Genomic DNA, 25,789 nt, shown 5'->3' on the forward strand with positions numbered 1-25,789 from the left:
CTCTGAATAATAGAAATTATGAGGTTGAAAAATTTGATTTTAGAAAATATAGGACCATTCAAAACGGCTGAATTAGATTTTATTTCTAATGAACAAGAGTTAGATTATCCACCTGTTATTTGTATTACTGGAGAAAATGGCACCGGAAAATCTATAATATTAGATGCTATACGTAGCCTTTTTAAAGGTCGTTTTTCTGGTGTTGAAAGAGAAATAACATCTTCTAAACAGTTTTTAATTAAAACAAATTTAGTTATAAATGGTACTGATAAAGTTTTCTCATCAAACAAAAAATTTGACGGAAAACAAAATCTTGATACTAATGATATGGCTATAAATCGATTATTTCATTCTCAATTTGACCCCCCATACGAAAAGGATTTTATTTTGGACTATTGGACATCAAAATTGTCTAATGATAATTTTGGAATAACAAGCATTACTGCAGTTGAAGCAAAAAAATACTTAGATGATTCACTATCTGGAATTCACAAAAATATTGATTTAACTAAAATTATTTCATTTTTTGATTATCTAAAAGACAGTACAAACGAACAAGAAAAAGAATTAGGCTCTTCTTTATATTCAATATTAGAAGATATAATTAATTTATCTATTTCAAAAGGGAAACTATCGCACGTTTCTCGAATAAACTTAAAGCCAATTGTTAAAATTGGAAATAATGAAATAACTTTAGATAAGTTAAGTAGTGGTAATCTTTATCTAATTCAACGTTTCACAAGTTTATTAAGCCAAGTTTATTCAATATGTGCGTTAAATGACAAGCCTATTTCCGATTATAAGAATATAAAAGGTCTTCTGTTAATTGATGAAGCTGAAAATCATTTACATCCGAAATGGCAGAAGGTATTTTTACAAAATATACTTACTCTTTTCCCAAAGCTTCAAATTATAGTTTCAACACATTCACCTTTTATAGTTTCTTCAATCAAAAATTCTCGAATTTATGTTTGCAAAAGCCAAATTGATTTTTCTATAGTTGAAGAGGAAACCGATTATTATATTAACAAACCAATTGAAGAAATTTTACTCAGCCCACTCTTCAATACTAATAATTTTAGTGATGAAATATCAAAACTTCTTGAGGAGAGAAAAGATGCTATTGAAAATAAGAAAAACGAAAAAATTAAAACTATTGAAAAGAAATTATTAGAAATTAATCCTGAATATTTCAATTATTTAAATCTAGACTCAATTATAAAATCAATTAAAAAATGAGAGGAATTTCAAGGCTTCCTGAACCTCAAATTTTAATTGACAGAAAAATTACTTGGCGAGACAATTATATTGCTTCAGGAAAAAAAAGACCAGATTCAAGTAAATATGCACACAATACTGTTAAGACTCAGTTAGAGTCAATGAGTTTCCACAAATGCTTTTATTGTGAAACAAAACTAAAGGGAAAGCGCAAAGAGGTTGACCATCATATTGAAGTGAGTGTTGATAAAACTCTATCTTATGAATGGGATAATTTGTATCTATCTTGTGATAACTGTAATGGTAAAATACCTCATTCTACTATTTCAATTCAAGATGCACTTGACCCTTGTAGACATACAGATGTTACAATAAAAGAACATTTGACTTATGAGAACGAATTTATTCAACCTAGAAACAATTCTGTATTAGGACTAAGAACAATCAAAAAATATAGGCTTGATAGGGAGTTATTAGATAATCGAAGATTAAAACAGTTAAATAACTTTCTTCAGCTTTTCATAGAAATCAGAAATGCTCAACAAATTGAAGCTCGAAATCATTTAACTGAAGCTGAATTAAATGCTATTTATAGTTTCAAACGAATAGACAATTCATTTTCTTTAATGTTTGAATTGATAATAGAACATTATGGCTTATAATAACTACCACCAACACGGTATAAAAAACATAGGGCGTTTGTGATAAACCGAAAGGTCTGTGAATATTAACAAAGTCCGCTAAATATAAAATTTGGCGTTTATAGTAAAAAAGATAAAAGCAAAATATTTATATTTAGCTAAGTAATAAACCGAAACGATAGTGCTTATCACCTGCCCTACGATTTCTTATACTTAACGTTGTAAAACATTTGAAAAAAAATCTGAACATACAGAAAAACATCATCAAACTGATTTTAATATTGGTTTGCGGAATCACATACGGACAAACTGAAATATTAGGAAAAGTGATTAGCGGAGTTTCTGGCGAAAGGCCAATTTCGGATATTTATGTTCAAGAATTGATTACTAAACAACCATTAATTATGGCTGACAGTTTAGGTTATTTCCGAATTGAATATCTTGAACCTAACAAAAAGTATATAATAGAAATATCTGGATTCGGTTACGGAATACAAAAGTTTGACGTCGAAACAAAAAGCGGAATGAATAAAGTGACGTTTGAATTAAAAGCGGATTGTGAATATAATGCTGAACGTGCAGAATTTGACTGGAAAAATGGAACGGCTAATTTATTGCTTGTTGGTTCAATAGCACCAATTGCAAACTCACCTTCCGACAAGCGTTTTGAGAAAAAATTTAAAATTAAATATTTAGACTTTGGTTGCGAACCACCAATTGCCGAATGTTTAAAAGAATATAATAAGCGAATTTTTGAACTTATGGACAATAAATACGGAATGAAATGGCGGAAAAAAGTACGTTCTGATGTTGAATATTTGGAATAAAAAACGTTTTACAACACCGTGTATAATTAATTGCTAGGTTCTTCACTACTTGCGAATATTCCTGCGGAATATTCACGGGTTCGTAAAAGTTTGCAAACTTAGTTGCTTAACCACGCAACTAACCATACACAAAACCGTTGCCCACAATATAACACGACAATATGAAAAGAACATTTATAGGAACAATTTTTACTTTGACTTTATGCTTATTTACAACTCTTGGATTTTCGCAATCGAAAGAAATTAAAATCGAATTTTTAGGAAATTGTGGATTATATTTAACTGATGGAACAACTAATATCTACACAGATTTTCCATATAAATCTGGAGCACACGGTTATATGGAATTTGACGAATCAGAATTAGATAGTATAAAGGAAAACTCAATATTTATTTTTACTCACAAACATTCTGACCATTACTCAAAAAAGAATTTAAAAAAGGTGATTAAAGAAAAAGGCGGAACGAAATACGGAGTTTCAAACATATCTGAATTGGAAGAGTTGAATAAAACTCTAAATGACTTTGAGATTAAAGCATTCAAAACCAAGCATAAAGTTTTTGGAATAAACTTCAGACACTATTCATATTTAATAACTTGGCACGGAAAGAGAATTTACTTATCTGGCGATACAACTAATCCAGAAACTATTGGAAAAATAAAAAATATCGACTTGGCATTTATCCCATATTGGCTTTACGAAAATGCTAAAGAAGAAAATATTGAAATTGATGCAGATGAAATCGGAATTTACCACTTACATCCAGCAGAAATTAAGCCTGCAGAAAAATTCTTTAAAGACAAAAAAAACGAGCATCCATTAACCGAACAAGGCAAAATAATTACGATTGAATTACAAACTGAATAAAATACTGTGGGCAACACCGTATATAATTTATTGCTTGGTTCTCGCTTACTTACGAAAATCCTCGCGGATTTTGAACTGCCCCCAAAAAGTTAGACACTATTTGAGGGTATTATTATGGGAAGAAAAGTCAAGTATGATTACGCATTTAAACTTCGATGTGTAAAGCAAGTTTTAAAAAATCACCAAATAGTTGAAGATGTGTCTAAGTTATATGGTTGTCATCATACAACCCTTCATGATTGGATTCGATTTTATGAAAAATATGGTAAAAAAGCACTATTACCAAGAAAAACCAAAGTGTATAGCATTCCTTTTAAACTTAAAGTTTTAAAAGCTATTGACAAAGATTCATTATCTTTCAGTCAAGCTTGTTTAGAATTTAATATTCCTACTAAATCTGTAATTATGAAGTGGCAACGTAATTATAAAAAAGAGGGTATTGTAGGCTTAAACATTAAACCTAGAGGTAAACCAAAATCTATGCAATTTAAGAGAGCTAAAAAAAAGTCTAATAAACCTTTAACAAGAGAAGAGGAACTTTTATTAGAAAATGAATCATTACGTGCAGAACTGGACTTGCTAAAAAAGTTACAGGCCTTAATTCAACAAGAGCAAAACAAAAAGCAAAAGCCATAACAGAATTAAGGCATAAGTATGATTTAGATATTTTATTATATCATACGAACATGGCAAGAAGTAGTTATTATTATCATCATAAAAGAAGTCTTTTAGTTGATAAATATAAAGAGATAAAACTATTGATTCATCAAATATATCATCGTCACAAAGGAAGATATGGCTATAGAAGAATCTCTTTAGAAATCAACAAAATAGGCACTCTAATAAATCATAAAACAGTACTCAAGTTAATGCGTGAATTAGGTTTAAAAAGTTTAGTCAGAGCTAAAAGATACAAGTCTTATAAAGGGCGAATAGGAGAAACAGCTCCTAATATATTACAACGAAATTTTAAAGCTATTAGGCCAAATAAAAAATGGGCTACCGATATTACAGAATTTAAAGTTTTAGGAAAAAAACTATATCTATCTCCAATAATTGATCTCTTTAATAGAGAAATAATAAGTTATCAATTATCTGAAAAACCTGATTTTAAACAAGTAGCTATTATGCTGAAAAAGTCTTTTAAGAAAATACCAGATCAAACAAATTTAATATTACATTCAGATCAAGGATGGCAGTATCAAATGAAACAGTATCGAAGATTATTAACAGAAAAAGGAATTACTCAGAGTATGTCTCGTAAAGGAAATTGTTTAGATAACGCTGTGATAGAAAATTTCTTCGGTATTCTAAAATCTGAATTGTTTTATATAAATAAATATAAGTCGATATCTCAGTTAAAAAAAGAGATTAAAGTCTATATAAAATATTATAATAATGAGAGAATTAAACAAAATTTAAATGGTATGAGCCCGATTGAATATCGAGCTAATTATTATCAAAATTAATTATAAATTTGTCTAAACATTTGGGTGCACTTCATTTTCTATTCGGTTTTTATTTGCTGAATTACGTGCTAAACCACGCAACAAACCATATACAACAACGTTGTGGGCAAGTCTTCAACAAGAAATACATAACTATAATTTAGCTTCATAAAGAAGCATATTTGCCAAGTTCAGGCATTAAAACTCAATTTTTTTAGGCACACAAAACACAAAAATTTTAGCTAACATTTTGGTCTATTTACTTTTGTTACTCCCTGGCGGATGAGCGCTATCATGAATATTTTTTTGGTCGTTTTCCTTTTGCTAGTTTTTGGTATTAAATTTTTGTTTTTTTACCAGTGGTCAGTTCTTATCTGCTAACATTGAAAACTCCAATCTTTACGCTTTATTTTTTGGTCAGGTTTTATTTGAAAAGAAAAAAAATCAGTTTCTAGATATTGGTTATTCTTTTTATACTAAGTCTCAAAAAAGACATCAAAACCTGCCCACAACAACGTCTAAAATTTATTGCTTTATAATTCTCTTTTGGAAATATCGTAAGATTTTACTTTAACTCGTTTCTTTTTACTAATTTAGTGTATAAATTACGCAACAAACATTATACGCGTTACGTTACCAAACAGTTGAAAACCGAACTATGAAACAACTTCTGTCTTTAATATTAATATTTTCGATTCTATCAAGTTGCGACGGAAAAAAATCAGACAAAACCAAATCTGAATTTAAGCCAAAAACGGAATTAAAAGCAGAAACGGAGTCTGGACAAAAAAAGGAATTGGAAGCTATCCAATCAAAAATTAAAAAAGATACAATTAATAATTATTGGGCTTTAGTTCTTGACACTATTTCCAGTAAAAGAGAATTTAAAATTTCTGACTTAAAACATACTCTTGAATTAAAAACTTATAGTTTAAACGATAGCTCAATTGTTAGGAATTTAGCTCAAAACGGAGAACAAGCATATTTAGACCATTCTCACAAAATGGTAACTGATTTCAAGCTTTTGACTGACTCAATTGTTGACAAAAAACAAATCGACCGAACTGATTTTAAAGAATCTCTGATTCCTGAATTTTACGCAGAATGTAATCTTTTCTCAACCGAAATTGATAGCATTTTAGGAAACACTATATATCTGACTTCTGACTTGAATGTTCCTGATACTGGGAATCAATGGAAAGTTTGGTATTCAATTGAGATTATAGATAAAAATATTGGAAATTTAAAAATTAAAGAAACTGAGTACGTTGGAGATTAAAAACCATTTGGTAACACCGTGTATAATTCATTGCTAGTGCTAGCCTACTTGGAAATTCCTTCGGAATTTCCTCTGGTTCGTTTTTGTTTACTAATTTAGTTGCAGAAACACGCAACGAAATCATACACAAACACGTTAGCAAACAGTTGAAAAAACAAATCCACATATTAATTCTAAGTCTGATATCGACTTTTGCATTTGGTCAAACCGAAAAAGAATCCTTTTGGAATCCTTATATCGAATCTGACCGAATTGAAATTGGGCTAAAACATTACGACAGTCTGAATTTTGAAAAAGCTTACCGAATTTGGACTGATTATCAGGTTGTGGAACTGATTAAAATAACTGACTCAACTTATAACGGAACTTTGACAAATTTTGTCACAGAAAATAAAAGAAAGAATAAGACAGAAATTATTTATCAAAAAATAAAAATCTCAAACAGAATTGTTGAGAAATTAATTAACTCTTTAAATGCAGAAAATATTGAGACGTTAAAAGATTGTTCAGAAATTGAAAACTATCCAAAAGGATTTGACGGAAAGACATATGTTTTTGAAATCGGAAATGGAAAAACAAGACGTGTTTACTCATATTGGGAACCTGAAAACGAAAGGTATCAAAACCCAGAAATGCCTGAAATAGAAAATGTTCGAAGTATATTGAATTCAATTAATTCCGAATTTAACTTGTGGAAATATTTTGAAGATTTTAGAGATAGATTACCGAAAGGAAGTTATTCTTATGGAATGATAAATATGATTAAAACGTAAAAAACCGATTTGCTAACAAAGTACTGTGGTAAAAAACAAGTAAAAATGTATTAATTTTTCACTAAAGTACTTTTATAGTTTCCATCATATATTAATCCTGATTTAGCTAGTGCAAAAGCCTGTTTTAGTAGCTTATTACACACGGCAATTAATGCTAATTTTTTGCTCTTTCCTTTCGCTACGATTCGCTCATAAAGATCGCGGCAAGCTTTGTTGTATTTACACGCATTAAAACTGCACATAAATAATAAATTCCGAAGCTTTTGATTCCCCATTTTACTTATTCGTGGCCTCCCTTTTACACTACTTCCACTTTGCCGGATCATAGGTGTAAGGCCAGCGTAACTACAAAGTTCACTTGCGCTCGTAAAACGATCAAATCCACCTGTTAATACCACTAACATAATGGCTGTTTTTGGTCCTATACCTGGAATGGTTTTTAAACGGGTAAATAAATCTTGATGTGATTGTTTTACTAATATTAACAGCTTATCCTCCAAAGTTTTCATCTCTTTTGTTAGTTGTCTTAAACTACGTTTTAAAGACGTTACAACAAGCTTACTTGGATTTCCCAAAACCGCTTCTCCATGTAGTTTGTTTTTTAGCATAGTGCTTTGTTTTGTATATACAGAAAGGGTTCTAACGATTTGAAGACATTCTATTTCTTCCTTAGAATTTCCTTTCCATAGCTTTAATTCTACTTGCTCTGAGTAAGCACAAATAAGTTTTGAATCGCTCTTATCTGTCTTAACTTTTGATAGTCCCATCTGTATAAAGCGTTTTACTGACAATGGATTTTCAACCGATACTTTGATACCAGATTCTAGCAAATGATACGCTAACTGATAATGATAATAGCCTGTGGCTTCCATAACGCAATGACTCTTATTATTTAAAAGTTTCGTGAACTTTTTAAAGCCAAGTTCATTGTTTTTAAACTGATAGTAATTACCATCAGAGTCCGTGACATCGAACACCAAATGACTAATGTCTATTCCAAAATATTTAATATCTTTATTCATAAGAAAATGTTTTTTTGAAAGGACGATCTACGCGAGTTTCAACGACTTAAAATCGAGGTCTAAAAGCCTCATAGAACTGTACGAAATCTGTGTAGAAAAGAGAGGGGATTTTCAATGTTGACGAAGTCTAAAGCTTCTGCGTGTATATTAACCTTACTCCTCTCTTTTGTGCTTTCTTATTTTTAGGCCTTAATTTAGTGTTTTTATTAAAATGCTAACTTAAGCCGTGTATAATTAATTGCTTGTTTTAAGCCTACTTACGAACATTCCTGCGGAATATTCTATCTGTGATTTATTTGCTAACTTTAGTGCTTAAATCACGCAACTAACCATACACAAGCACGTTACCTACAATTTGAAAAAACAACTAACATTAATACTTTTCATTACTTTTTTGTCCTGTGGCACAGAACAGAAATTGGAAAATATAAACGGAATATTCTCTGAAACTGAATTTCAAGAATTGAAATTCTTGCTTCAAGATTTTGATAATATATTGATTGACGAATCACAGACTTATTCTACTAAAATTGCATATTGGGAATTCTCGCAACGCGTGATTGAAAATAATTCTGTACCAATAATTGATGGAATTGATTCTTTAGGACAATCAGTTGTCGAATATAAAGTATTTGACAAAATTTGGTGGAAATACAAAGACTCTGAATTGAATAAAGTTAAATACAATTTTGCGGACAAAAGTCTCTATTTGGAATATTTGAAACTTGTTGGAAAGAGGTCGGATTTTATCAAAGACTATGCTGAAAGGTTGGAATCAACAAATGATTTAGTTCCTTCTGTAATAGCAGGTTTTGCGAAAAACATTAAAAAAACTGATTTTGAAAAAGAAAATATTCGGTTGATTTTTGCAATTCATTATTTGACATTGTTAAACCGATAAAAATAAAAAACTGTAGGTAACACCGTATAAAAATAATGCTTAGTTTAGTGCTTAATCAAGAGTCCGTGCACTTTTGTTACGTCTGATTTTCCTTCGGAAAATCCTCGCACACAAAACCGCACTATTCTTATACATCAACGTTACCAACAAGCTGAACAAAAATCCTGCTAATGAACAAACTTTCCTCTGAAAACCTAAATCTTCTGCCAAACCCAAATGAATTACAAAAAATTTGCAAATCCATTTCTGCTTTGGAAGCTATTATCTGTCCTGAATGGGAATACAGATATTATTCTTACCAAAAAGATTGGAGTGAAACAGAAGAATTTTGTGAAATGAGAAACGGACAAGGAGACCAAATGCTAATGGTTTTTAGCAAAAACGGAACTTGTATTAACGGATTTGCTCACGAAAGCGAAATGAATGGTTGGAAAAACATTCCAATTGAAGAAAAAAAATCTTTTGTCGAGAAAATATTTAGCTCAAAAAAAGAAACCAAAACGGAATTGACTCAAATAATTCCAAAAGGAGTTGTGGACAATTTGCCAAAAGTATTTAATGACTTTATATACGGAGAACCTGTGAAAAGTATTGGAACAACTTTTTGTATTTGGCAAACTGAATCAGATAATAATTGGAAAATAGGAGAAATCAATTTACCTAAAGACGATTACAAAGATGGTTCAAATGATTTACTTCAGTTATTGGATGGAAAACCGTTGACTTACAAAAATTGGGCGGAAGAATATTACGAGGAAAATTTTGAGGGATACGAACTCAAATTGGAACTTGTAGAAAAGATTTATAACGGAATTATAATAACAAAAGAATTGGTTCTAGAATTAAATCCAGAATTAGATGATTTTGAACAATTGCAATCAGATTTAAACGAAATCGGATATGAACATAAAATATAAAAGCCAGTTGGTAACACCGTGTATAATTAATTGCTAGGTTCTTCCCTACTTGCGAATATTCCTGCGGAATATTCACGGGTTCGTAAAAGTTTACTAATTTAGTTGCTAAACCACGCAACTAACCATACACAAAACCGTTGTGGGCAAGTCTTCAACAAGAAATACATAACTATAATTTAGCTTCATAAAGAAGCATATTTGCCAAGTTCAGGCATTAAAACTCAATTTTTTTAGGCACACAAAACACAAAAATTTTAGCTAACATTTTGGTCTATTTACTTTTGTTACTCCCTGGCGGATGAGCGCTATCATGAATATTTTTTTGGTCGTTTTCCTTTTGCTAGTTTTTGGTATTAAATTTTTGTTTTTTTACCAGTGGTCAGTTCTTATCTGCTAACATTGAAAACTCCAATCTTTACGCTTTATTTTTTGGTCAGGTTTTATTTGAAAAGAAAAAAAATCAGTTTCTAGATATTGGTTATTCTTTTTATACTAAGTCTCAAAAAAGACATCAAAACCTGCCCACAACAACGTCTAAAATTTATTGCTTTATAATTCTCTTTTGGAAATATCGTAAGATTTTACTTTAACTCGTTTCTTTTTACTAATTTAGTGTATAAATTACGCAACAAACATTATACGCGTTACGTTGTGTGTCATTTTGAAGAAATTAGTCACTCAACCAAAATCAGAGTTCACTCATTATTACTTTTTTGATTAATAGTATTAAAAGATATTTGAGAAACTAAAACTAAGAAAATGAAATTATTTGTTGCAATCATACTTCTGACTTTCTCTATTGGTTGTAAATCTCAAAACAATCCTGAAAAAATTGAAACGAAAAAAAGAACTGAATTAAAACCACCTTTTACTAATCAAGGAGAACAAGAAGATTATTGGGCACAGGAACTTTTCAAAAAAGAGTATAAAAACCAATCGTATGAAGTCTATTCTTATGAAATAAAAGAAATAGACGGAACTGAATTAATATACGACAATAAATCTTTCAACATTTATGGTGTAAACGATACACTGGAAATGATTTTCAAAAAAGGTGTTTTATATCCTCAACTAATAAGCGGATTTACAACTGAACAGCGGAAATCGGAAAAGGAACTTGATTCCCTTTCTGTTTCGGAAAGATATTTTTACGAGTTAAGCAGAGGAGACAATCTAATTATAACGAACTTAGAAGAACTTGAATTTCTATCTGACTCACCAAAAATTAAACGATTTCGATTTTGGTTAGGCAGGCCGAAATCAGCAAATCCGCAAGTCTATCTATTTGAATTGACTAACGAAAACGCTGATAAAAACACTGAATTAAAAGAGTTTATAGAGAATTCTAAATTAACTTTTTTAAAAGAAGGTTGGATTATAATCTAACTGCGGAAAAAACGACACACAACACAACCTATAAACAATACGGGTTTCGGTCTTAATCGAAAAGTTTGTGTATTTTTATGAAGTCCGCAAAATCTTTGGGATTTTGCTTTAAACAATAAAAGAAAAAACAAAACAAAAAGATTTTGCTATGTGCGTGGCGAAAAGTAAACGTCAGTTTGCTCCCGTACTGTTCATAGCTCAACCGTTGCCAACAATATGAAAAAACCGAACGGAATGAATAAAATTTTGACTTTAATTTTGATTTTTACTTTCGGATTAAGCTATTCTCAATCGGAAAAAGAAAAAGGCGGAATTAAAAATGACTCAATCTTTTTTGGAAATTGTGAAAGCGGAACTGAACGTGCCATAAAAGACGTTGGAAATAAAACTTACAAATCTTATTCTTACGGACTGATAGTTAGAACAAAAGACGAATGGAATTTTAGCGAATTTTACGAAAAATATATGAAATCAAAATATGGGATTTTGATTAAAGATGGTGGTTGTCTTATAACAGCGGAATCAAAGTGTTACACGAAAAAAATGAAAGAATTGATATTTGCGGAATTCGGAACTGATATTTTTGAGCGAACACGAAAAGAAGCGGAAAAATTATACAACAAAACGGAATAAATACTGTTGGCAACACCGTGTATAATTAATTGCTTTGGCAAGTGCTTATTTGGAAAATTCCTTCGGAATTTTCTCAGGTTCGTATTTGTTTACTAAATTAGTTGCTTAACCACGCAACTAACCATACACAAACACGTTAGCGGTTATTTAACAAATTGACACTGGAAATGAACTTTAAACTAAATGAAAACTTTGGAAATGGGCTACCCGAATTAACATATAGCATATTTATACCCCAAATAATATTATAATCATGAAAAAACTAATTCAAATATTTACAGTTATTATCTTGTTCACAAACATATGTAGTGTACAAGGTCAAGTAAATCAGAAAAAAACATCGGATGATGAGCGTATGGAATGGTGGCGAGATGCCCGTTTTGGAATGTTCATTCATTGGGGAGCTTATGCAATTCCGGGTGGTGAACGTGATGGTGAAATTTTTAATGGCGGATCCGAATGGATTATGGCTAAACTGGATTATACTATTGAAGATTATGAAAAAATAGTTTCGCAGTTTAACCCCACAAGTTTTAATGCCGATGAGTGGGTTGCTATGGCAAAAAATGCGGGTATGAAATACATTGTTCTTACCTCAAAACATCATGATGGTTTCTGTTTATGGGATTCAAAAATCACCAATTATGACATCATGGAAGCCTCCCCTTTTAAACGCGATATTGTTAAAGAACTATCCATTGCCTGTAAGAAAGCTGGAATCAAATTTTGTTTATATCATTCTATTTCCGATTGGCACCATCCTCAGGCACAGGGCCCTTATTATCCTAATTATACAGGTAAAAACGTTAATCCGGAGTTTCCAGAGTATTATAAAAATTACTTAAAACCGCAGGTGAAAGAATTACTTACCAATTATGGTGATATTGGTGTGGTATGGTTCGATGGCGAATGGATTTCAGATTACACTACTGAAATGGGAAAAGAAATGTATGATTTCATACTTAACATCCAACCTAAAACCATTGTTAACAACCGAGTAGACAAAGGTCGTCAGGGTATGAAAGGAACGGATAAAGAAGGTAATTTCGTAGGAGACTTTGGCACACCGGAACAAGAAATCCCGGCAACAGGCATCGATAGCGATTGGGAATCATGTATGACTATGAATGGTTCTTGGGGCTACAAACCATCCGATACGAACTGGAAAAGTAGTGAAGATCTCATTAAAAAGTTAATTGATATTGTTTCTAAGGGTGGTAATTATCTATTGAATATTGGACCAGACGCACAGGGTTTATTTCCTCCAGAAAGTGTAGAACGCTTAAAAGATATGGGCGAATGGACAGAAATTAATGGAGAATCGATTTATGGTGCAAAAGCTAGCCCTTACAACACTCCAAAATGGGGACGATATACAAGTAAAGACGGTATAGTATACGCTCACATTTTTGAATGGCCTAATGATGGTGTGCTTTTGCTAGACAAAAGTATAAATGCGAAAAAGGCATTACTATTGTCTGACTCCAAAACCAAATTAAAAATTAATTCTACTACTTTAGGTCAAAAAATAAGTTTACCCGCAAATGCGCAAAATGTTATTGCTACTGTTATTAAGTTAGAAGTAAAATAGTTTTAATTTTAGTTTAGTGAATGTATTGTTAGTTACACCCACTCTTGGAATAGGGAGAGGGTGTTTGTTTTCAGTTTAAAGCATTACCCAATATGAGTGTCTTGAAAAATCAAATGGGATTTTGAAGATACATTTGAAGACTATGATACAACATAGAAAAACAACCGCTAACAACGCATAAAAATAATAGCCGAAACAGCAGTGTTTTCAAGGATTGTAGCCCGCTTCAACTATCTTGTAGTTTGACAGTTAAGTGTTACGCAGTCGGCTACTATTCTTATACTAAACGTTACCTGCAAGCTGAAAAAAATAAGAATGACAAGAAACGTCCTAATCCTGATTCTAATTATTAATATCTCAAGTTCTTTTGCACAAGAAAATTTTAAAGAATATTACTATCAAATTGGAACAAAAAAAGAAATCAAAATTTATGAATACGTTGACAAAAATAATCCGAAAAGAATTGAGTATTGGAAAGTAACTACAAATCCGAAAACAAAAATAATTCTAACGGAATCTTTCACAACTGATTTTAGGCTTTACAATATTTTTGAGGAAGAACTAAAAGTTGATGGAGCGAAAATAATTAGCTACACAGATTTTGAGAAAATTGACAGTGGAGAAAACATACGTATTAATGGAATTATAATCGACAAAGATGTTTACAAATGGAATGACAAAAATAAATACAAGTATTCTGTAAAATATAAAAGTCTAAAGTATGGAAATGAGCAATTCATAAAAGAGCGGACTAAAAATAGTTTTGAAAACATAGACGTTAAAGGAACTAACTACTCAACACTAAAGTTTATGGATGAATACGAGATTAAATCACTCGATTCTGACCAAAGCTATGAGTTTTATCAATTTACATATTACGCAAAAGATATTGGTATGGTAAAGTATCAAAGATATCACCCAGACGGAACAACAGTTGAATTAGAATTAACCAAAATTCTAACTGAAAATGAATTTAAGAACCTGATAAAGAAAGCCAGCAGGTAACACCGTGTATAATTAATTGCTTGGGTCTGTGTGTACTCGGAAAATCCTTCGGATTTCCCTAACGTTCGGTTTCCTTTTACTAAATTAGTTGCTGAACCACGCAACTAACCATACACAAACCGTTGTAGCACATTTGAGAAATGACTAACGAAATTCCAAAATATATAGGAGACCTTTTAGAAAGGTATGAAAAAGGAGAGCGTGAATTTCCAAACTGTGACTTTGAAGAACACGAAAATCTTCAACATTTGACTTTGGACGATTCTAATCTTCAGGGTTCTACATTTTTTAGTGCAGATTTTACTGGAACGAGTTTTCGGAATTGTAATTTAAAAAATTGTGGATTCAAATGCTGTAAATTTGATAGTATTGACTTTACAAATGCTGACTTGAGTGGAAGTCTTTTAAGTGGAGCAGAATTTATTGATTGTAAATTTTCGAATACTAAATTTGACGGAGCTGACTGGTATGGACATACAATTACAACTGACGAATTTATGAATCGAGTAATTAAACAAAAACAATGAATCCAAAAACGACTGACTTTCTTTTTGGATGTAAGAATTTATATAATTTATCAATCCATCCTTTTGACTTTGATAAATCTGACCGAAATGAATACAAGCAACTGATTGAACTCGGAAAGGAAATAATTACTAAAGATGGAATTCAAAGTTTCGCTGGATTTGTTTCGGAATATCAATATCGTGTCGGAATTTGGTCATCTATGATTGCTTTGGAATTTGGAAAACCTGACCAAAATGAGATATTAATTATTAGCGGAACTAAAACTATATTTTCCGCTTGCTTGGAAAAAATTGAGCAGAACGAAATAAATGAATTGCCGACTGAAATTAATGAAAACAAAAAAAGTTGGATTGAAAAAATAAAAACGTGCTACAACACTGTATATAGCAAATAGGGGGTTCGGTGGTTTATGAAAGTTCAGCTCTATTAATCAACACCGCCAAATCGTTGATTTGGCTTTTAAAATGAATAAGTTGAAAAAAAATTACAACGCTTTGGCTCAGTGCAAAATTGAAAGTTTAGTACTTTTAAATGCCCTACTTACCATACACTAAACGTTGTAAACAAGCTCAAGAATAATATGAACTTCTTCAGAAAATTATTTAAGAAAAAGAATCCAGAAGATGAAATGGACCAAATATTGGAAAACCTATTTGGAAAAGATGATGAAGATATAAATTTCATTGTCGCTTTTTTGAATGATAAAATAATGCCGATTGAAAGAGGAGAAATTTACGAAGACCCTTTAGACGAATTCCTAAAAGCAAATAACATTGGGGAGGTTTTAGGAGCTGGAACTACTCAACTACCATCTGGAGAATTAGAATGGTGTAATATTGATATTCAATTGTATTCAGAAGATATTGATAAAAACATAATCAAATTAATAACAGATAAACTAACAGAATTTGGTGCACCAAAAGGTTCAAGAATTGTGATTGACAAAACGGATGAACGGATTTATTTTGGCGAAAAAGAAGGACTCGGAATCTATCTAGACGGAATAAATTTAGACAAAGAAGTTTATGAAAAAACTGACTCTAATATTGTGCTTTCTGAAATTAAAAAACTTACAAACGATAATTCTAAAGCAACACGATATTGGCAAGGACAAAATGAAACAGGACTTTATTTCTATTCTGATTCGTTTGAAAAAATGAATGAATCAATAAAAGAATTCGTTGCAGAATATCCATTATGTGAAAATGCAAGAATCGAGAAAATAGCATAAAAGCCAGTTTACAACACCGTATATAATTTATTGCTGGTTTCTCGCTTACTTACGAAAGTCCTCGCGGACTTTGAACTGCCCCCCAAAAGTTAGACACTATTTGAGGGTATTATTATGGGAAGAAAAGTCAAGTATGATTACGCATTTAAACTTCGATGTGTAAAGCAAGTTTTAAAAAATCACCAAACAGTTGAAGATGTGTCTAAGTTATATGGTTGTCATCATACAACCCTTCATGATTGGATTCGATTTTATGAAAAATATGGTAAAAAAGCACTATTACCAAGAAAAACCAAAGTGTATAGCATTCCTTTTAAACTTAAAGTTTTAAAAGCTATTGACAAAGATTCATTATCTTTCAGTCAAGCTTGTTTAGAATTTAATATTCCTACTAAATCTGTAATTATGAAGTGGCAACGTAATTATAAAAAAGAGGGTATTGTAGGCTTAAACATTAAACCTAGAGGTAAACCAAAATCTATGCAATTTAAGAGAGCTAAAAAAAAGTCTAATAAACCTTTAACAAGAGAAGAGGAACTTTTATTAGAAAATGAATCATTACGTGCAGAACTGGACTTGCTAAAAAAGTTACAGGCCTTAATTCAACAAGAGCAAAACAAAAAGCAAAAGCCATAACAGAATTAAGGCATAAGTATGATTTAGATATTTTATTATATCATACGAACATGGCGAAGTAGTTATTATTATCATCATAAAAGAAGTCTTTTAGTTGATAAATATAAAGAGATAAAACTATTGATTCATCAAATATATCATCGTCACAAAGGAAGATATGGCTATAGAAGAATCTCTTTAGAAATCAACAAAATAGGCACTCTAATAAATCATAAAACAGTACTCAAGTTAATGCGTGAATTAGGTTTAAAAAGTTTAGTCAGAGCTAAAAGATACAAGTCTTATAAAGGGCGAATAGGAGAAACAGCTCCTAATATATTACAACGAAATTTTAAAGCTATTAGGCCAAATAAAAAATGGGCTACCGATATTACAGAATTTAAAGTTTTAGGAAAAAAACTATATCTATCTCCAATAATTGATCTCTTTAATAGAGAAATAATAAGTTATCAATTATCTGAAAAACCTGATTTTAAACAAGTAGCTATTATGCTGAAAAAGTCTTTTAAGAAAATACCAGATCAAACAAATTTAATATTACATTCAGATCAAGGATGGCAGTATCAAATGAAACAGTATCGAAGATTATTAACAGAAAAAGGAATTACTCAGAGTATGTCTCGTAAAGGAAATTGTTTAGATAACGCTGTGATAGAAAATTTCTTCGGTATTCTAAAATCTGAATTGTTTTATATAAATAAATATAAGTCGATATCTCAGTTAAAAAAAGAGATTAAAGTCTATATAAAATATTATAATAATGAGAGAATTAAACAAAATTTAAATGGTATGAGCCCGATTGAATATCGAGCTAATTATTATCAAAATTAATTATAAATTTGTCTAAACATTTGGGTGCACTTCACTTTCTTGGTCGGTAATTATTCACTAAATTAGGTGCTTAAAACACGCAACAAACCATATACAAACACGTTAGTGCCAATTCAATGAAAAACTCAATATTTTATATTATAATATTAATAACAAATTTAATATCTGCACAAGAAAAATCTATTGATGATTATGTGTCGAATATATGGAATATAGATCACACAGGTTCTGTGAAATCAATTTTCATAGAACGACTTGAGTTTTATAGAAACAAAGAGTCAAGAATAGATACATCTAGAATTACAAATAAAGTTTTTTATGATAAAAAAAATAACCTCATAAAACGAAATGATTATTCGGAAGGCTTAAAAGAACCTACTCAAATAATTTACTATGATACTTTAAATAGAGTTTCAAAGATTATACGAAAACATAAAGGAGAAATAACAGAGGTTTTCAAACAATACTTTAGTAGTATTTCCGAATATCCAGACTCGTTGAATATTTTTGAAAAAGGTATAAAAACTCAATACATTAATCATTTTTCAAATATTCTACTTACCAAAAAAGAATTTTTCAGAAACGATACATTAAGGCATTATAATTTATATAAGTACAATTCTTACAATCAGTTAACAAAAAAGTTGTTTATTAATACTAAAAATGGTTTTGGAGTAATTTTAGATAAAAGTTTTACAGGAAATAAATCCGAAAAACATTTAAATGCAAATGATTCCACTATTTATAAATATCAAAAAAAAATAGATACATTAATAATTAAAAAATACAGATATAACAAACTCGATAAAATTATAAAAAAAATAAAAAATAAAAACTTGGAAATTGTGATTGAAGATGATTTCTGGAATGGAAAGTTAAATTCAAGATTCTCAAATTATAAATGGAAAGATTCCATAAAAACTGAATATCTTAGATTCAATAAAAAACTTGAAGTTGATGAATATAAAAATATAACTACATCGAAAGATAAGATAATTAAAAGGTGGAAAAATAGTATGACAAATGAAAGACCTGAAAATGTAGAAATAAAAACTATTCAAACAAAATATGACAAATTTAATAATTGGATAAATAAAACATACATACTTAATGGATTGATTGAAAAAGAAATTAACAGGAAAATTGAATATAACTGGCACTAACACCATATATAATTTATTGCTTGCTTTTTGCCTACTTACGAAAATCCTCGCGGATTTTCTTGGGCTTTAATTATTTACTAAATTAGTTGCTTAAACCACGCAACAAACCATATATAAACACGTTATGTTTAATTAAAAAAAAATGAAGGAACTTATAACTACAATTTTGATTTTATTCTATATTTCAGCTTATTCTCAAGAAAGTTTAATTTTAGAAAATATAGACTTAAATCAAAATATGAGACTGATTGGAATGTATCCTCATTATGATAAGGAGAAAACTTTTGAAAAATACAACTTTATGATTAAGGATTTTAAAGTATTAGATTCTCTATCTCAATTGTTGACTAAAGGAAAAGAAGTCAAAAATCAATTTACAAAAGGTGAATTTAATATTCGACTTTTTGAAGGAGATAAGAAATTAAAAACCTGGTCTTTTAATCCAAAATATTCTTACATAAGAATTGATGGTAAATCTTATGAATTTAGTGCTACTCAAATTTTGAATTTAGCAAAAAATTATCCATTAGAATATTCATTTAATGAAATGAGTTTTACATCCGAAAAAGAATTCTATAAGGAATATGAAAATTTAAAACTAAATGAAAATTTACTTTTTGTTTATAAACCTAATTTTAAGTTTGGCGGAAAATTTGAAGTCAAGTTCTTAAAAACAAAAAAATTTAAGCACCCAAAAGCAATTATAGAATACCTGAATAAATACATAAATAAAAGTAGGAAAAAACATGAATATAGAACTTATTACGTGTTAACGAATTATAATAAAAAAAATAGAAATCAATACACAATGACAATTGAATCAGATTTAGAATTATTTGAAAATTTTAAGATTAAAGAAGGAGAAAAAGGAAAATGGATTCAGAAGGAATATACTGCTACTATTTTTATGAAGGAAAATAACTAAACATAACACCGTGTATAAAAAATCGCTATATTTAGCTAAACTAAAACTTGTTGCTTCTTTGCAAACTTCTGAATTTCCGCTGGAAATTCCTCGTTCACAAAATCGCAACTTTTAATACACAACAACGTTGTGGGCAAGTCTTCAACAAGAAATACATAACTATAATTTAGCTTCATAAAGAAGCATATTTGCCAAGTTCAGGCATTAAAACTCAATTTTTTTAGGCACACAAAACACAAAAATTTTAGCTAACATTTTGGTCTATTTACTTTTGTTACTCCCTGGCGGATGAGCGCTATCATGAATATTTTTTTGGTCGTTTTCCTTTTGCTAGTTTTTGGTATTAAATTTTTGTTTTTTTACCAGTGGTCAGTTCTTATCTGCTAACATTGAAAACTCCAATCTTTACGCTTTATTTTTTGGTCAGGTTTTATTTGAAAAGAAAAAAAATCAGTTTCTAGATATTGGTTATTCTTTTTATACTAAGTCTCAAAAAAGACATCAAAACCTGCCCACAACAACGTCTAAAATTTATTGCTTTATAATTCTCTTTTGGAAATATCGTAAGATTTTACTTTAACTCGTTTCTTTTTACTAATTTAGTGTATAAATTACGCAACAAACATTATACGCGTTACGTTAGGCACAATTTGACAGACCAATGAAATTAACGATTTTAATATTACTTTTTTCTACCATTTCTGGATTTAGTCAAGAAATTAAATTCAATCTATTTTTGAAAGATTCTTGCTCAAACGAAATTGAAAGAAGTGATTACTATCATCTTGAAAAGGACGGAACCAAGTATAATATATCGGACTTTGACGGAACAATAATTCTTCTGACTAAAGGAGAGTATAAACTTGTCGCAACCGAAATTGGAGAAGTACGTAAAATTGTAATTGACAAACTAATAAATTCAGACACTTTAGTTAAACCGAGAATCGAAGAATATATAAAAAAGACAAATGTTTCCTATAAAAAAGGCACAAGTCGGGAACAACTTAAAAAACTTGGAATAATTCCTAACTATAAGTTTATGAATTGCGAAAAGGTTTGTGACGGAATTGAAACTGATTATTACTCAAACGGAAAAATTCGGCTGAAAGCGGAATTTAAAAACGGACTTGTAATCGGAGAATTAAAAAGATATTATCAAAACGGAAAAATTAAAGAAGTTTCTGTTTATGACAATGACGGAATTTTAATAAAAACAACTCTGTTTAACGAAAATGGAGAAATAAAAAAAGAATAAAAACTGTGCCTAACACCGTATAAAAATAATTGCGGTTTAGTGCTAAAAAAAAGGTAGTTGCGTGTTTGCTACATCTGATTTTCCTTCGGAAAATCCTCGCATACAAACCCGCAACTATTCTTATACATCAACGTTGGCAACAATATGACAAAACGCAGAAACAACAGCAAACGAAGTCGATTTTCGATTTTATTTCCAATTTTGACAATAATCGGAATTGGTGTTATAACTGCTATTGTGACAAATTATGAACCAAATTGGACCTATAATTGGAATGGAATAAGAAAAGAAATAAAAGATTCTTTACAAGTTGCGGAATCACGTGGAATTACTAGCGGAATTGGTGGAATGGGAATTTCAACAAAAAACGAAGTTGACAGAAGAAGATGGATTATGAAAAACGCAACCGAATCGGAACTTCTTAAACTGACTGAATACCCAAACGGAATTATAAAAGGGATTGCGTACGAAGGACTTTTAAGAAAAAAGGAATTTCCCAATAAAACAGAATTGACTTTAAAAGCAATTCGTGATACAACATACCAGATAGATTATCAATCGGGTTGTTTAGGTTGGAATATGGACATTGGCGAATATCTTGTGCAAAATGTTTTGTTAATTGACGACGAAATTCCACCACCTGAAAGATTACCGGATTTTGGTTTAACCGAAATGGAAAAAGAAAAGATTCTAACTGAATTTAGAAAAGTACAAGTTAAAAAAGAATAAAATACTGTTGCCAACAATATCCAAACTGAACGTAAAACAAATGGAAAAAAAATTAAAGCAAAGTATTCTGACTTCTTATCTCATTGGGACACCAATTGGAATTCTGACTGTCATTGCTACGATTTGGATACCATTATTACTAACTGGAGAAGGACTTTTGACAATCGCTATTCTTGGTACATATGGTGTTTCGACGATTGGACTTGTTGTTGCGTTTCTGATTGCTCTTTGGATTGGCGGAAAATTGGCTTATAAAAATATTAATGATGGAAAATCATTGATTCTGACTTCTTTTAAATATTCTGTTGTTGTGAATTTAATTATCTGGTTAACTTTTTGTCTGATTGTCGGACTGACTGTAACGGAAGAAAGGTTTTTGATGATGATTCCGCCAATTATTGCATTTGTTATTTGCACCATTCTGACAACATTTACAATCGGACTTTTAATTGCATACGTAATAAAGCGAATAAATAACAAACCAACTGAATTAAAAAATACTGTTGCCAACAAGGTATAAAAAACATAGGGCGTTTGTGCTAAACCGAAAGGCCTGTGAATATTAACAAAGTCCGCTAAATATAAAATTTGGCGTTTGTAGTAGAAAAGATAAAAGCAAAATATTTATATTTAGCTAAGTAATAAACCGAAACGAAAGTGCTTATCACCTGCCCTACGATTTCTTATACTGAACGTTAGCTACAATATGAACCCAGAAACTGAATTAAAACGAATTTGTGAAAATTATAATGGTGTATTTGAGTACGAAGATTATAAAGTTGGTGGCGAAATTGGTTCATTTGTCCATATTTCTAAATATAGATTAAAAATATTTTATAAAAACTTTGATATAGATGTTTTATATGATTTTGGAAATTCAGATACAGCAGAATTCAAAATTAATAAGTTAAATAATAACAAAATTCCTGAATTTGAAATAAAAACAATTGACCATTTAAGTAAACTGATATTATTTAAGAAACTAAATTGGAATATTAAATCTTCTGATATTTTATTTAAAGAAAATATAGCATACTTAATCACGAAATTAAATTTAAATGAACTTATTGAAAATACGGCTTTTGAACTTAATACATTGGGTAAACAAAAAAATGAGAAATACTCAATCCGAACTGTATTCTCGCTGAAATATGAAAAAAATATTGAAAGCGCAGAATTAATTATTAATTTTCACAGAAGTTTAATTGATTTAATAACAACAAAATACTGTAGCTAACAAAGTACTGTGGTAAAAAACAAGTAAAAATGTATTAATTTTTCACTAAAGTACTTTTATAGTTTCCATCATATATTAATCCTGATTTAGCTAGTGCAAAAGCCTGTTTTAGTAGCTTATTACACACGGCAATTAATGCTAATTTTTTGCTCTTTCCTTTAGCTACGATTCGCTCATAAAGATCGCGGCAAGCTTTGTTGTATTTACACGCATTAAAACTGCACATAAATAATAAATTCCGAAGCTTTTGATTCCCCATTTTACTTATTCGTGGCCTCCCTTTTACACTACTTCCACTTTGCCGGATCATAGGTGTAAGGCCAGCGTAACTACAAAGTTCACTTGCGCTCGTAAAACGATCAAATCCACCTGTTAATACCACTAACATAATGGCTGTTTTTGGTCCTATACCTGGAATGGTTTTTAAACGGGTAAATAAATCTTGATGTGATTGTTTTACTAATATTAACAGCTTATCCTCCAAAGTTTTCATCTCTTTTGTTAGTTGTCTTAAACTACGTTTTAAAGACGTTACAACAAGCTTACTTGGATTTCCCAAAACCGCTTCTCCATGTAGTTTGTTTTTTAGCATAGTGCTTTGTTTTGTATATACAGAAAGGGTTCTAACGATTTGAAGACATTCTATTTCTTCCTTAGAATTTCCTTTCCATAGCTTTAATTCTACTTGCTCTGAGTAAGCACAAATAAGTTTTGAATCGCTCTTATCTGTCTTAACTTTTGATAGTCCCATCTGTATAAAGCGTTTTACTGACAATGGATTTTCAACCGATACTTTGATACCAGATTCTAGCAAATGATACGCTAACTGATAATGATAATAGCCTGTGGCTTCCATAACACAATGGCTCTTATTATTTAAAAGTTTCGTGAACTTTTTAAAGCCAAGTTCATTGTTTTTAAACTGATAGTAATTACCATCAGAGTCCGTGACATCGAACACCAAATGACTAATGTCAATTCCAAAATATTTAATATCTTTATTCATAAGAAAATGTCTTTTTAAAAGGACGATCTACGCGAGTTTCAACGACTTAAAATCGAGGTCTAAAAGCCTCATAGAACTGTACGAAATCTGTGTAGAAAAGAGAGGGGATTTTCAATGTTGACGAAGTCTAAAGCTTCTGCGTGTATATTAACCTTACTCCTCTCTTTTGTGCTTTCTTATTTTTATGCCCTAATTTAGTGTTTTTATTAAAATGCTAACTTAAGCCGTGTATAATTAATTGCTTGGGCAAGTGATTATTTGGAAAATTCCTTCGGAATTTTCTCGCGTTCGTTTTTGTTTACTAAATTAGTTGACTAAACACGCAACTAACCATACACAATCACGTTAGCTGTCATTTAAAATTTGAATTTTCCTGAAATAGGTTGACTAAAAATTAAACCATTAATTATAGTCACTTATGAAAACACAAAATGAACACTGGCGAAAAAAAAGCTACCAAAAAGCAACTTTAGAAACCAAACTTTTAGTCGTTGACCAAATCCTTAGCGGACAATTATCTAATAACCAAGCTTCAAAAAAATACGATGTCCCTCGAACAACCATTACCTATTGGTTAAGAAAATACAGTACCTTAGTACAACAAAATACGGGTATGAGTAAAAACGATGAAATTAAAAAGTTAAAGGAAAAAATTGAAGAACTGGAGTTCCAAAAAGACTTCCAACAAGACATTATTGCTGATATGGAACTCATTACAGGCGTCGATATGTCAAAAAAGTCATTGCCCAAAACATTAGCAAAAGAGATAGAGCAAAAGAAAAAACAGCGTATAAAAGAAAATGGCTCTATGGATGTTTTGGGATTTCTAAACAAGCCTTCTACAAAAGACTAAAAACGCAACAGAAAAAAGAAATAGATCATCAAAGAATGATCAAAATGGTCAAGGAATACCGTAATAAAGTAGGCTCTAAAACTGGTGGTATTAAGCTACATAAAGAACTAAAACAGGACTTTATAAACGCTGATATTAAAATTGGTAGAGACAAGTTCTATCGCTTCCTCAGACTAAATAATCTTTTGATTCCCAAAACTAAAAATTACATCACAACTACAAACTCAAACCATATGTACAAAAAATATAAAAACCTGGTAAAAGACCATGTCCCTACTCGTCCTGAACAACTTTGGGTCTGCGATATCACTTATATTAAAACACAATACGGTCATAATTATTTAGCCATTGTTACAGATGCTTATTCTAAGCAGATTATGGGATATAAACTCGATAACCATATGAGAACATCGCTTTGTACGGATGCACTCGCTATGGCTATTAAAAACAGGAAATACCCTGATAAAAAGCTTATCCATCATTCGGATAGAGGTTTTCAATACTGCAATCCGAAATACACAACATTCGCTGAAAACAACAACATTACAATGAGTATGACTGAACAATACGATCCTTACGAAAATGCTGTTGCAGAACGCATTAATAGAACTCTTAAATATGAATATGGATTAAAACAAACCATTAAAAACACTGAATTAGCACAAAAAATGACACAACAAGCAGTCTATATTTATAACAATTTGAGAACACATTTTAGCCTGGATCTCAGAAAACCTGCTGAAGTCCATCTCAATCCAAACATCAAATACAAATCCTATCGAAAAAATAATGTAAATTTACCTGAACTTAAGATTTAAGAACAGAACTAGTTCAAACTATTTTTTTGCCTTCTAAACGGCTGAAAAAAATAGTTTGAACGTCTAA

General features: G+C 30.4%; 29 protein-coding genes. 27 read left to right on the forward strand and 2 right to left on the reverse strand.

Annotated elements, in window-relative coordinates; genetic code table 11:
* The first annotated feature begins 33 nt into the window (after nt 1–33).
* The 8 genes from GQR97_RS16655 (at nt 34) to GQR97_RS16690 (ending at nt 7,055) form a co-directional block, all read left to right on the forward strand.
* Nucleotides 34–1,239: an AAA family ATPase gene (locus GQR97_RS16655; protein ID WP_158850456.1), complete on the forward strand. Its 1,206-nt coding sequence runs from the start codon at nt 34–36 to the stop codon at nt 1,237–1,239.
* Nucleotides 1,236–1,880 (forward strand): HNH endonuclease, encoded by a 645-nt coding sequence (locus tag GQR97_RS16660; protein ID WP_158850458.1) that lies wholly within the window; start codon nt 1,236–1,238, stop codon nt 1,878–1,880. The genes GQR97_RS16655 and GQR97_RS16660 overlap by 4 nt, the downstream gene beginning before the upstream one ends.
* Before the next feature lie 209 nt (nt 1,881–2,089).
* The gene (locus GQR97_RS16665) at nt 2,090–2,686 is read left to right on the forward strand and encodes a hypothetical protein (RefSeq protein ID WP_158850460.1); all 597 of its coding nucleotides are present in this window, start codon (nt 2,090–2,092) and stop codon (nt 2,684–2,686) included.
* Nucleotides 2,687–2,847: 161 nt separating this feature from the next.
* Nucleotides 2,848–3,555, forward strand: a complete 708-nt coding sequence (locus tag GQR97_RS16670) for an MBL fold metallo-hydrolase (protein WP_158850462.1) — start codon at nt 2,848–2,850, stop codon at nt 3,553–3,555.
* Nucleotides 3,556–3,669: 114 nt separating this feature from the next.
* On the forward strand, nt 3,670–4,191 hold the full coding sequence (locus tag GQR97_RS16675; protein ID WP_158850464.1) for a helix-turn-helix domain-containing protein: 522 nt from the start codon (nt 3,670–3,672) through the stop codon (nt 4,189–4,191).
* Nucleotides 4,188–5,024, forward strand: coding sequence for an IS3 family transposase (locus GQR97_RS16680; RefSeq protein ID WP_233267647.1), 837 nt, complete (start codon nt 4,188–4,190; stop codon nt 5,022–5,024). Before GQR97_RS16675 ends, GQR97_RS16680 begins: the two co-directional genes overlap by 4 nt.
* Before the next feature lie 637 nt (nt 5,025–5,661).
* On the forward strand, nt 5,662–6,282 hold the full coding sequence (locus GQR97_RS16685) for a hypothetical protein (protein WP_158850466.1): 621 nt from the start codon (nt 5,662–5,664) through the stop codon (nt 6,280–6,282).
* Between the two features lie 146 nt (nt 6,283–6,428).
* Complete coding sequence (locus tag GQR97_RS16690; RefSeq protein ID WP_158850468.1) at nt 6,429–7,055, forward strand: hypothetical protein; 627 nt, start codon at nt 6,429–6,431, stop codon at nt 7,053–7,055.
* Between the two features lie 50 nt (nt 7,056–7,105).
* Here the strand turns inward: GQR97_RS16690 and GQR97_RS16695 are convergent, their stop codons facing one another.
* On the reverse strand, nt 7,106–8,077 hold the full coding sequence (locus GQR97_RS16695) for an IS110 family transposase (RefSeq protein WP_158848152.1): 972 nt from the start codon (nt 8,075–8,077) through the stop codon (nt 7,106–7,108).
* 355 nt (nt 8,078–8,432) lie between these two features.
* Here GQR97_RS16695 and GQR97_RS16700 point away from each other — a divergent pair, with 355 nt between their 5' ends.
* The 17 genes from GQR97_RS16700 to GQR97_RS16780 all read left to right on the forward strand — a co-directional run bounded on the left by GQR97_RS16700 (nt 8,433) and on the right by GQR97_RS16780 (nt 23,045).
* Nucleotides 8,433–8,978: a hypothetical protein gene (locus GQR97_RS16700; RefSeq protein ID WP_158850470.1), complete on the forward strand. Its 546-nt coding sequence runs from the start codon at nt 8,433–8,435 to the stop codon at nt 8,976–8,978.
* Nucleotides 8,979–9,148: 170 nt separating this feature from the next.
* Entirely contained in the window at nt 9,149–9,895 is a 747-nt protein-coding gene (locus GQR97_RS16705; protein WP_158850472.1) for a hypothetical protein, read from the forward strand.
* A 759-nt stretch (nt 9,896–10,654) separates the two neighbouring features.
* Nucleotides 10,655–11,281 carry a hypothetical protein gene (locus tag GQR97_RS16710; RefSeq protein ID WP_158850474.1) on the forward strand — a complete coding sequence of 209 codons (627 nt, stop codon included), beginning with the start codon at nt 10,655–10,657 and terminating at the stop codon, nt 11,279–11,281.
* 234 nt (nt 11,282–11,515) lie between these two features.
* A complete protein-coding gene (locus GQR97_RS16715; protein ID WP_158850476.1) occupies nt 11,516–11,914 on the forward strand; it encodes a hypothetical protein in 399 nt (132 codons plus the stop codon).
* A 253-nt stretch (nt 11,915–12,167) separates the two neighbouring features.
* Nucleotides 12,168–13,505, forward strand: a complete 1,338-nt coding sequence (locus tag GQR97_RS16720; RefSeq protein ID WP_158850478.1) for an alpha-L-fucosidase — start codon at nt 12,168–12,170, stop codon at nt 13,503–13,505.
* Nucleotides 13,506–13,820: 315 nt separating this feature from the next.
* Nucleotides 13,821–14,510: a hypothetical protein gene (locus GQR97_RS16725; protein ID WP_158850480.1), complete on the forward strand. Its 690-nt coding sequence runs from the start codon at nt 13,821–13,823 to the stop codon at nt 14,508–14,510.
* Between the two features lie 140 nt (nt 14,511–14,650).
* Nucleotides 14,651–15,037: a pentapeptide repeat-containing protein gene (locus GQR97_RS16730; protein ID WP_158850482.1), complete on the forward strand. Its 387-nt coding sequence runs from the start codon at nt 14,651–14,653 to the stop codon at nt 15,035–15,037.
* Nucleotides 15,034–15,432, forward strand: coding sequence for a hypothetical protein (locus GQR97_RS16735; RefSeq protein ID WP_158850484.1), 399 nt, complete (start codon nt 15,034–15,036; stop codon nt 15,430–15,432). Before GQR97_RS16730 ends, GQR97_RS16735 begins: the two co-directional genes overlap by 4 nt.
* A 186-nt stretch (nt 15,433–15,618) precedes the next feature.
* Nucleotides 15,619–16,269, forward strand: a complete 651-nt coding sequence (locus tag GQR97_RS16740) for a hypothetical protein (protein WP_158850486.1) — start codon at nt 15,619–15,621, stop codon at nt 16,267–16,269.
* A gap of 114 nt (nt 16,270–16,383) precedes the next feature.
* Nucleotides 16,384–16,905 (forward strand): helix-turn-helix domain-containing protein, encoded by a 522-nt coding sequence (locus tag GQR97_RS16745; RefSeq protein ID WP_136583671.1) that lies wholly within the window; start codon nt 16,384–16,386, stop codon nt 16,903–16,905.
* 111 nt (nt 16,906–17,016) lie between these two features.
* A complete protein-coding gene (locus GQR97_RS16750) occupies nt 17,017–17,736 on the forward strand; it encodes an IS3 family transposase (RefSeq protein WP_233267656.1) in 720 nt (239 codons plus the stop codon).
* A gap of 116 nt (nt 17,737–17,852) precedes the next feature.
* Nucleotides 17,853–18,899, forward strand: coding sequence for a hypothetical protein (locus tag GQR97_RS16755; RefSeq protein ID WP_158850488.1), 1,047 nt, complete (start codon nt 17,853–17,855; stop codon nt 18,897–18,899).
* A 142-nt stretch (nt 18,900–19,041) separates the two neighbouring features.
* Nucleotides 19,042–19,824: a hypothetical protein gene (locus tag GQR97_RS16760; RefSeq protein WP_158850490.1), complete on the forward strand. Its 783-nt coding sequence runs from the start codon at nt 19,042–19,044 to the stop codon at nt 19,822–19,824.
* 661 nt (nt 19,825–20,485) lie between these two features.
* A complete protein-coding gene (locus tag GQR97_RS16765) occupies nt 20,486–21,079 on the forward strand; it encodes a toxin-antitoxin system YwqK family antitoxin (protein WP_158851749.1) in 594 nt (197 codons plus the stop codon).
* A gap of 144 nt (nt 21,080–21,223) precedes the next feature.
* Nucleotides 21,224–21,808 carry a hypothetical protein gene (locus GQR97_RS16770; RefSeq protein WP_158850492.1) on the forward strand — a complete coding sequence of 195 codons (585 nt, stop codon included), beginning with the start codon at nt 21,224–21,226 and terminating at the stop codon, nt 21,806–21,808.
* A gap of 40 nt (nt 21,809–21,848) precedes the next feature.
* Complete coding sequence (locus tag GQR97_RS16775) at nt 21,849–22,328, forward strand: hypothetical protein (RefSeq protein WP_158850494.1); 480 nt, start codon at nt 21,849–21,851, stop codon at nt 22,326–22,328.
* Between the two features lie 186 nt (nt 22,329–22,514).
* Entirely contained in the window at nt 22,515–23,045 is a 531-nt protein-coding gene (locus tag GQR97_RS16780; RefSeq protein WP_158850496.1) for a hypothetical protein, read from the forward strand.
* A gap of 34 nt (nt 23,046–23,079) precedes the next feature.
* On the opposite strand, the gene GQR97_RS16785 is transcribed toward GQR97_RS16780, so the two are convergent.
* Nucleotides 23,080–24,051 (reverse strand): IS110 family transposase, encoded by a 972-nt coding sequence (locus GQR97_RS16785; RefSeq protein ID WP_158848152.1) that lies wholly within the window; start codon nt 24,049–24,051, stop codon nt 23,080–23,082.
* A 418-nt stretch (nt 24,052–24,469) separates the two neighbouring features.
* On the opposite strand from GQR97_RS16785, the gene GQR97_RS16790 reads away from it, so the two are divergent.
* Entirely contained in the window at nt 24,470–24,904 is a 435-nt protein-coding gene (locus GQR97_RS16790) for a helix-turn-helix domain-containing protein (RefSeq protein WP_158850498.1), read from the forward strand.
* Nucleotides 24,874–25,722: an IS3 family transposase gene (locus GQR97_RS16795; protein ID WP_233267657.1), complete on the forward strand. Its 849-nt coding sequence runs from the start codon at nt 24,874–24,876 to the stop codon at nt 25,720–25,722. The genes GQR97_RS16790 and GQR97_RS16795 overlap by 31 nt, the downstream gene beginning before the upstream one ends.
* Nucleotides 25,723–25,789 lie beyond the last annotated feature (67 nt).

This window comes from Algibacter sp. L1A34 (genome assembly GCF_009796805.1).
Taxonomy (GTDB): Bacteria; Bacteroidota; Bacteroidia; order Flavobacteriales; family Flavobacteriaceae; genus Algibacter.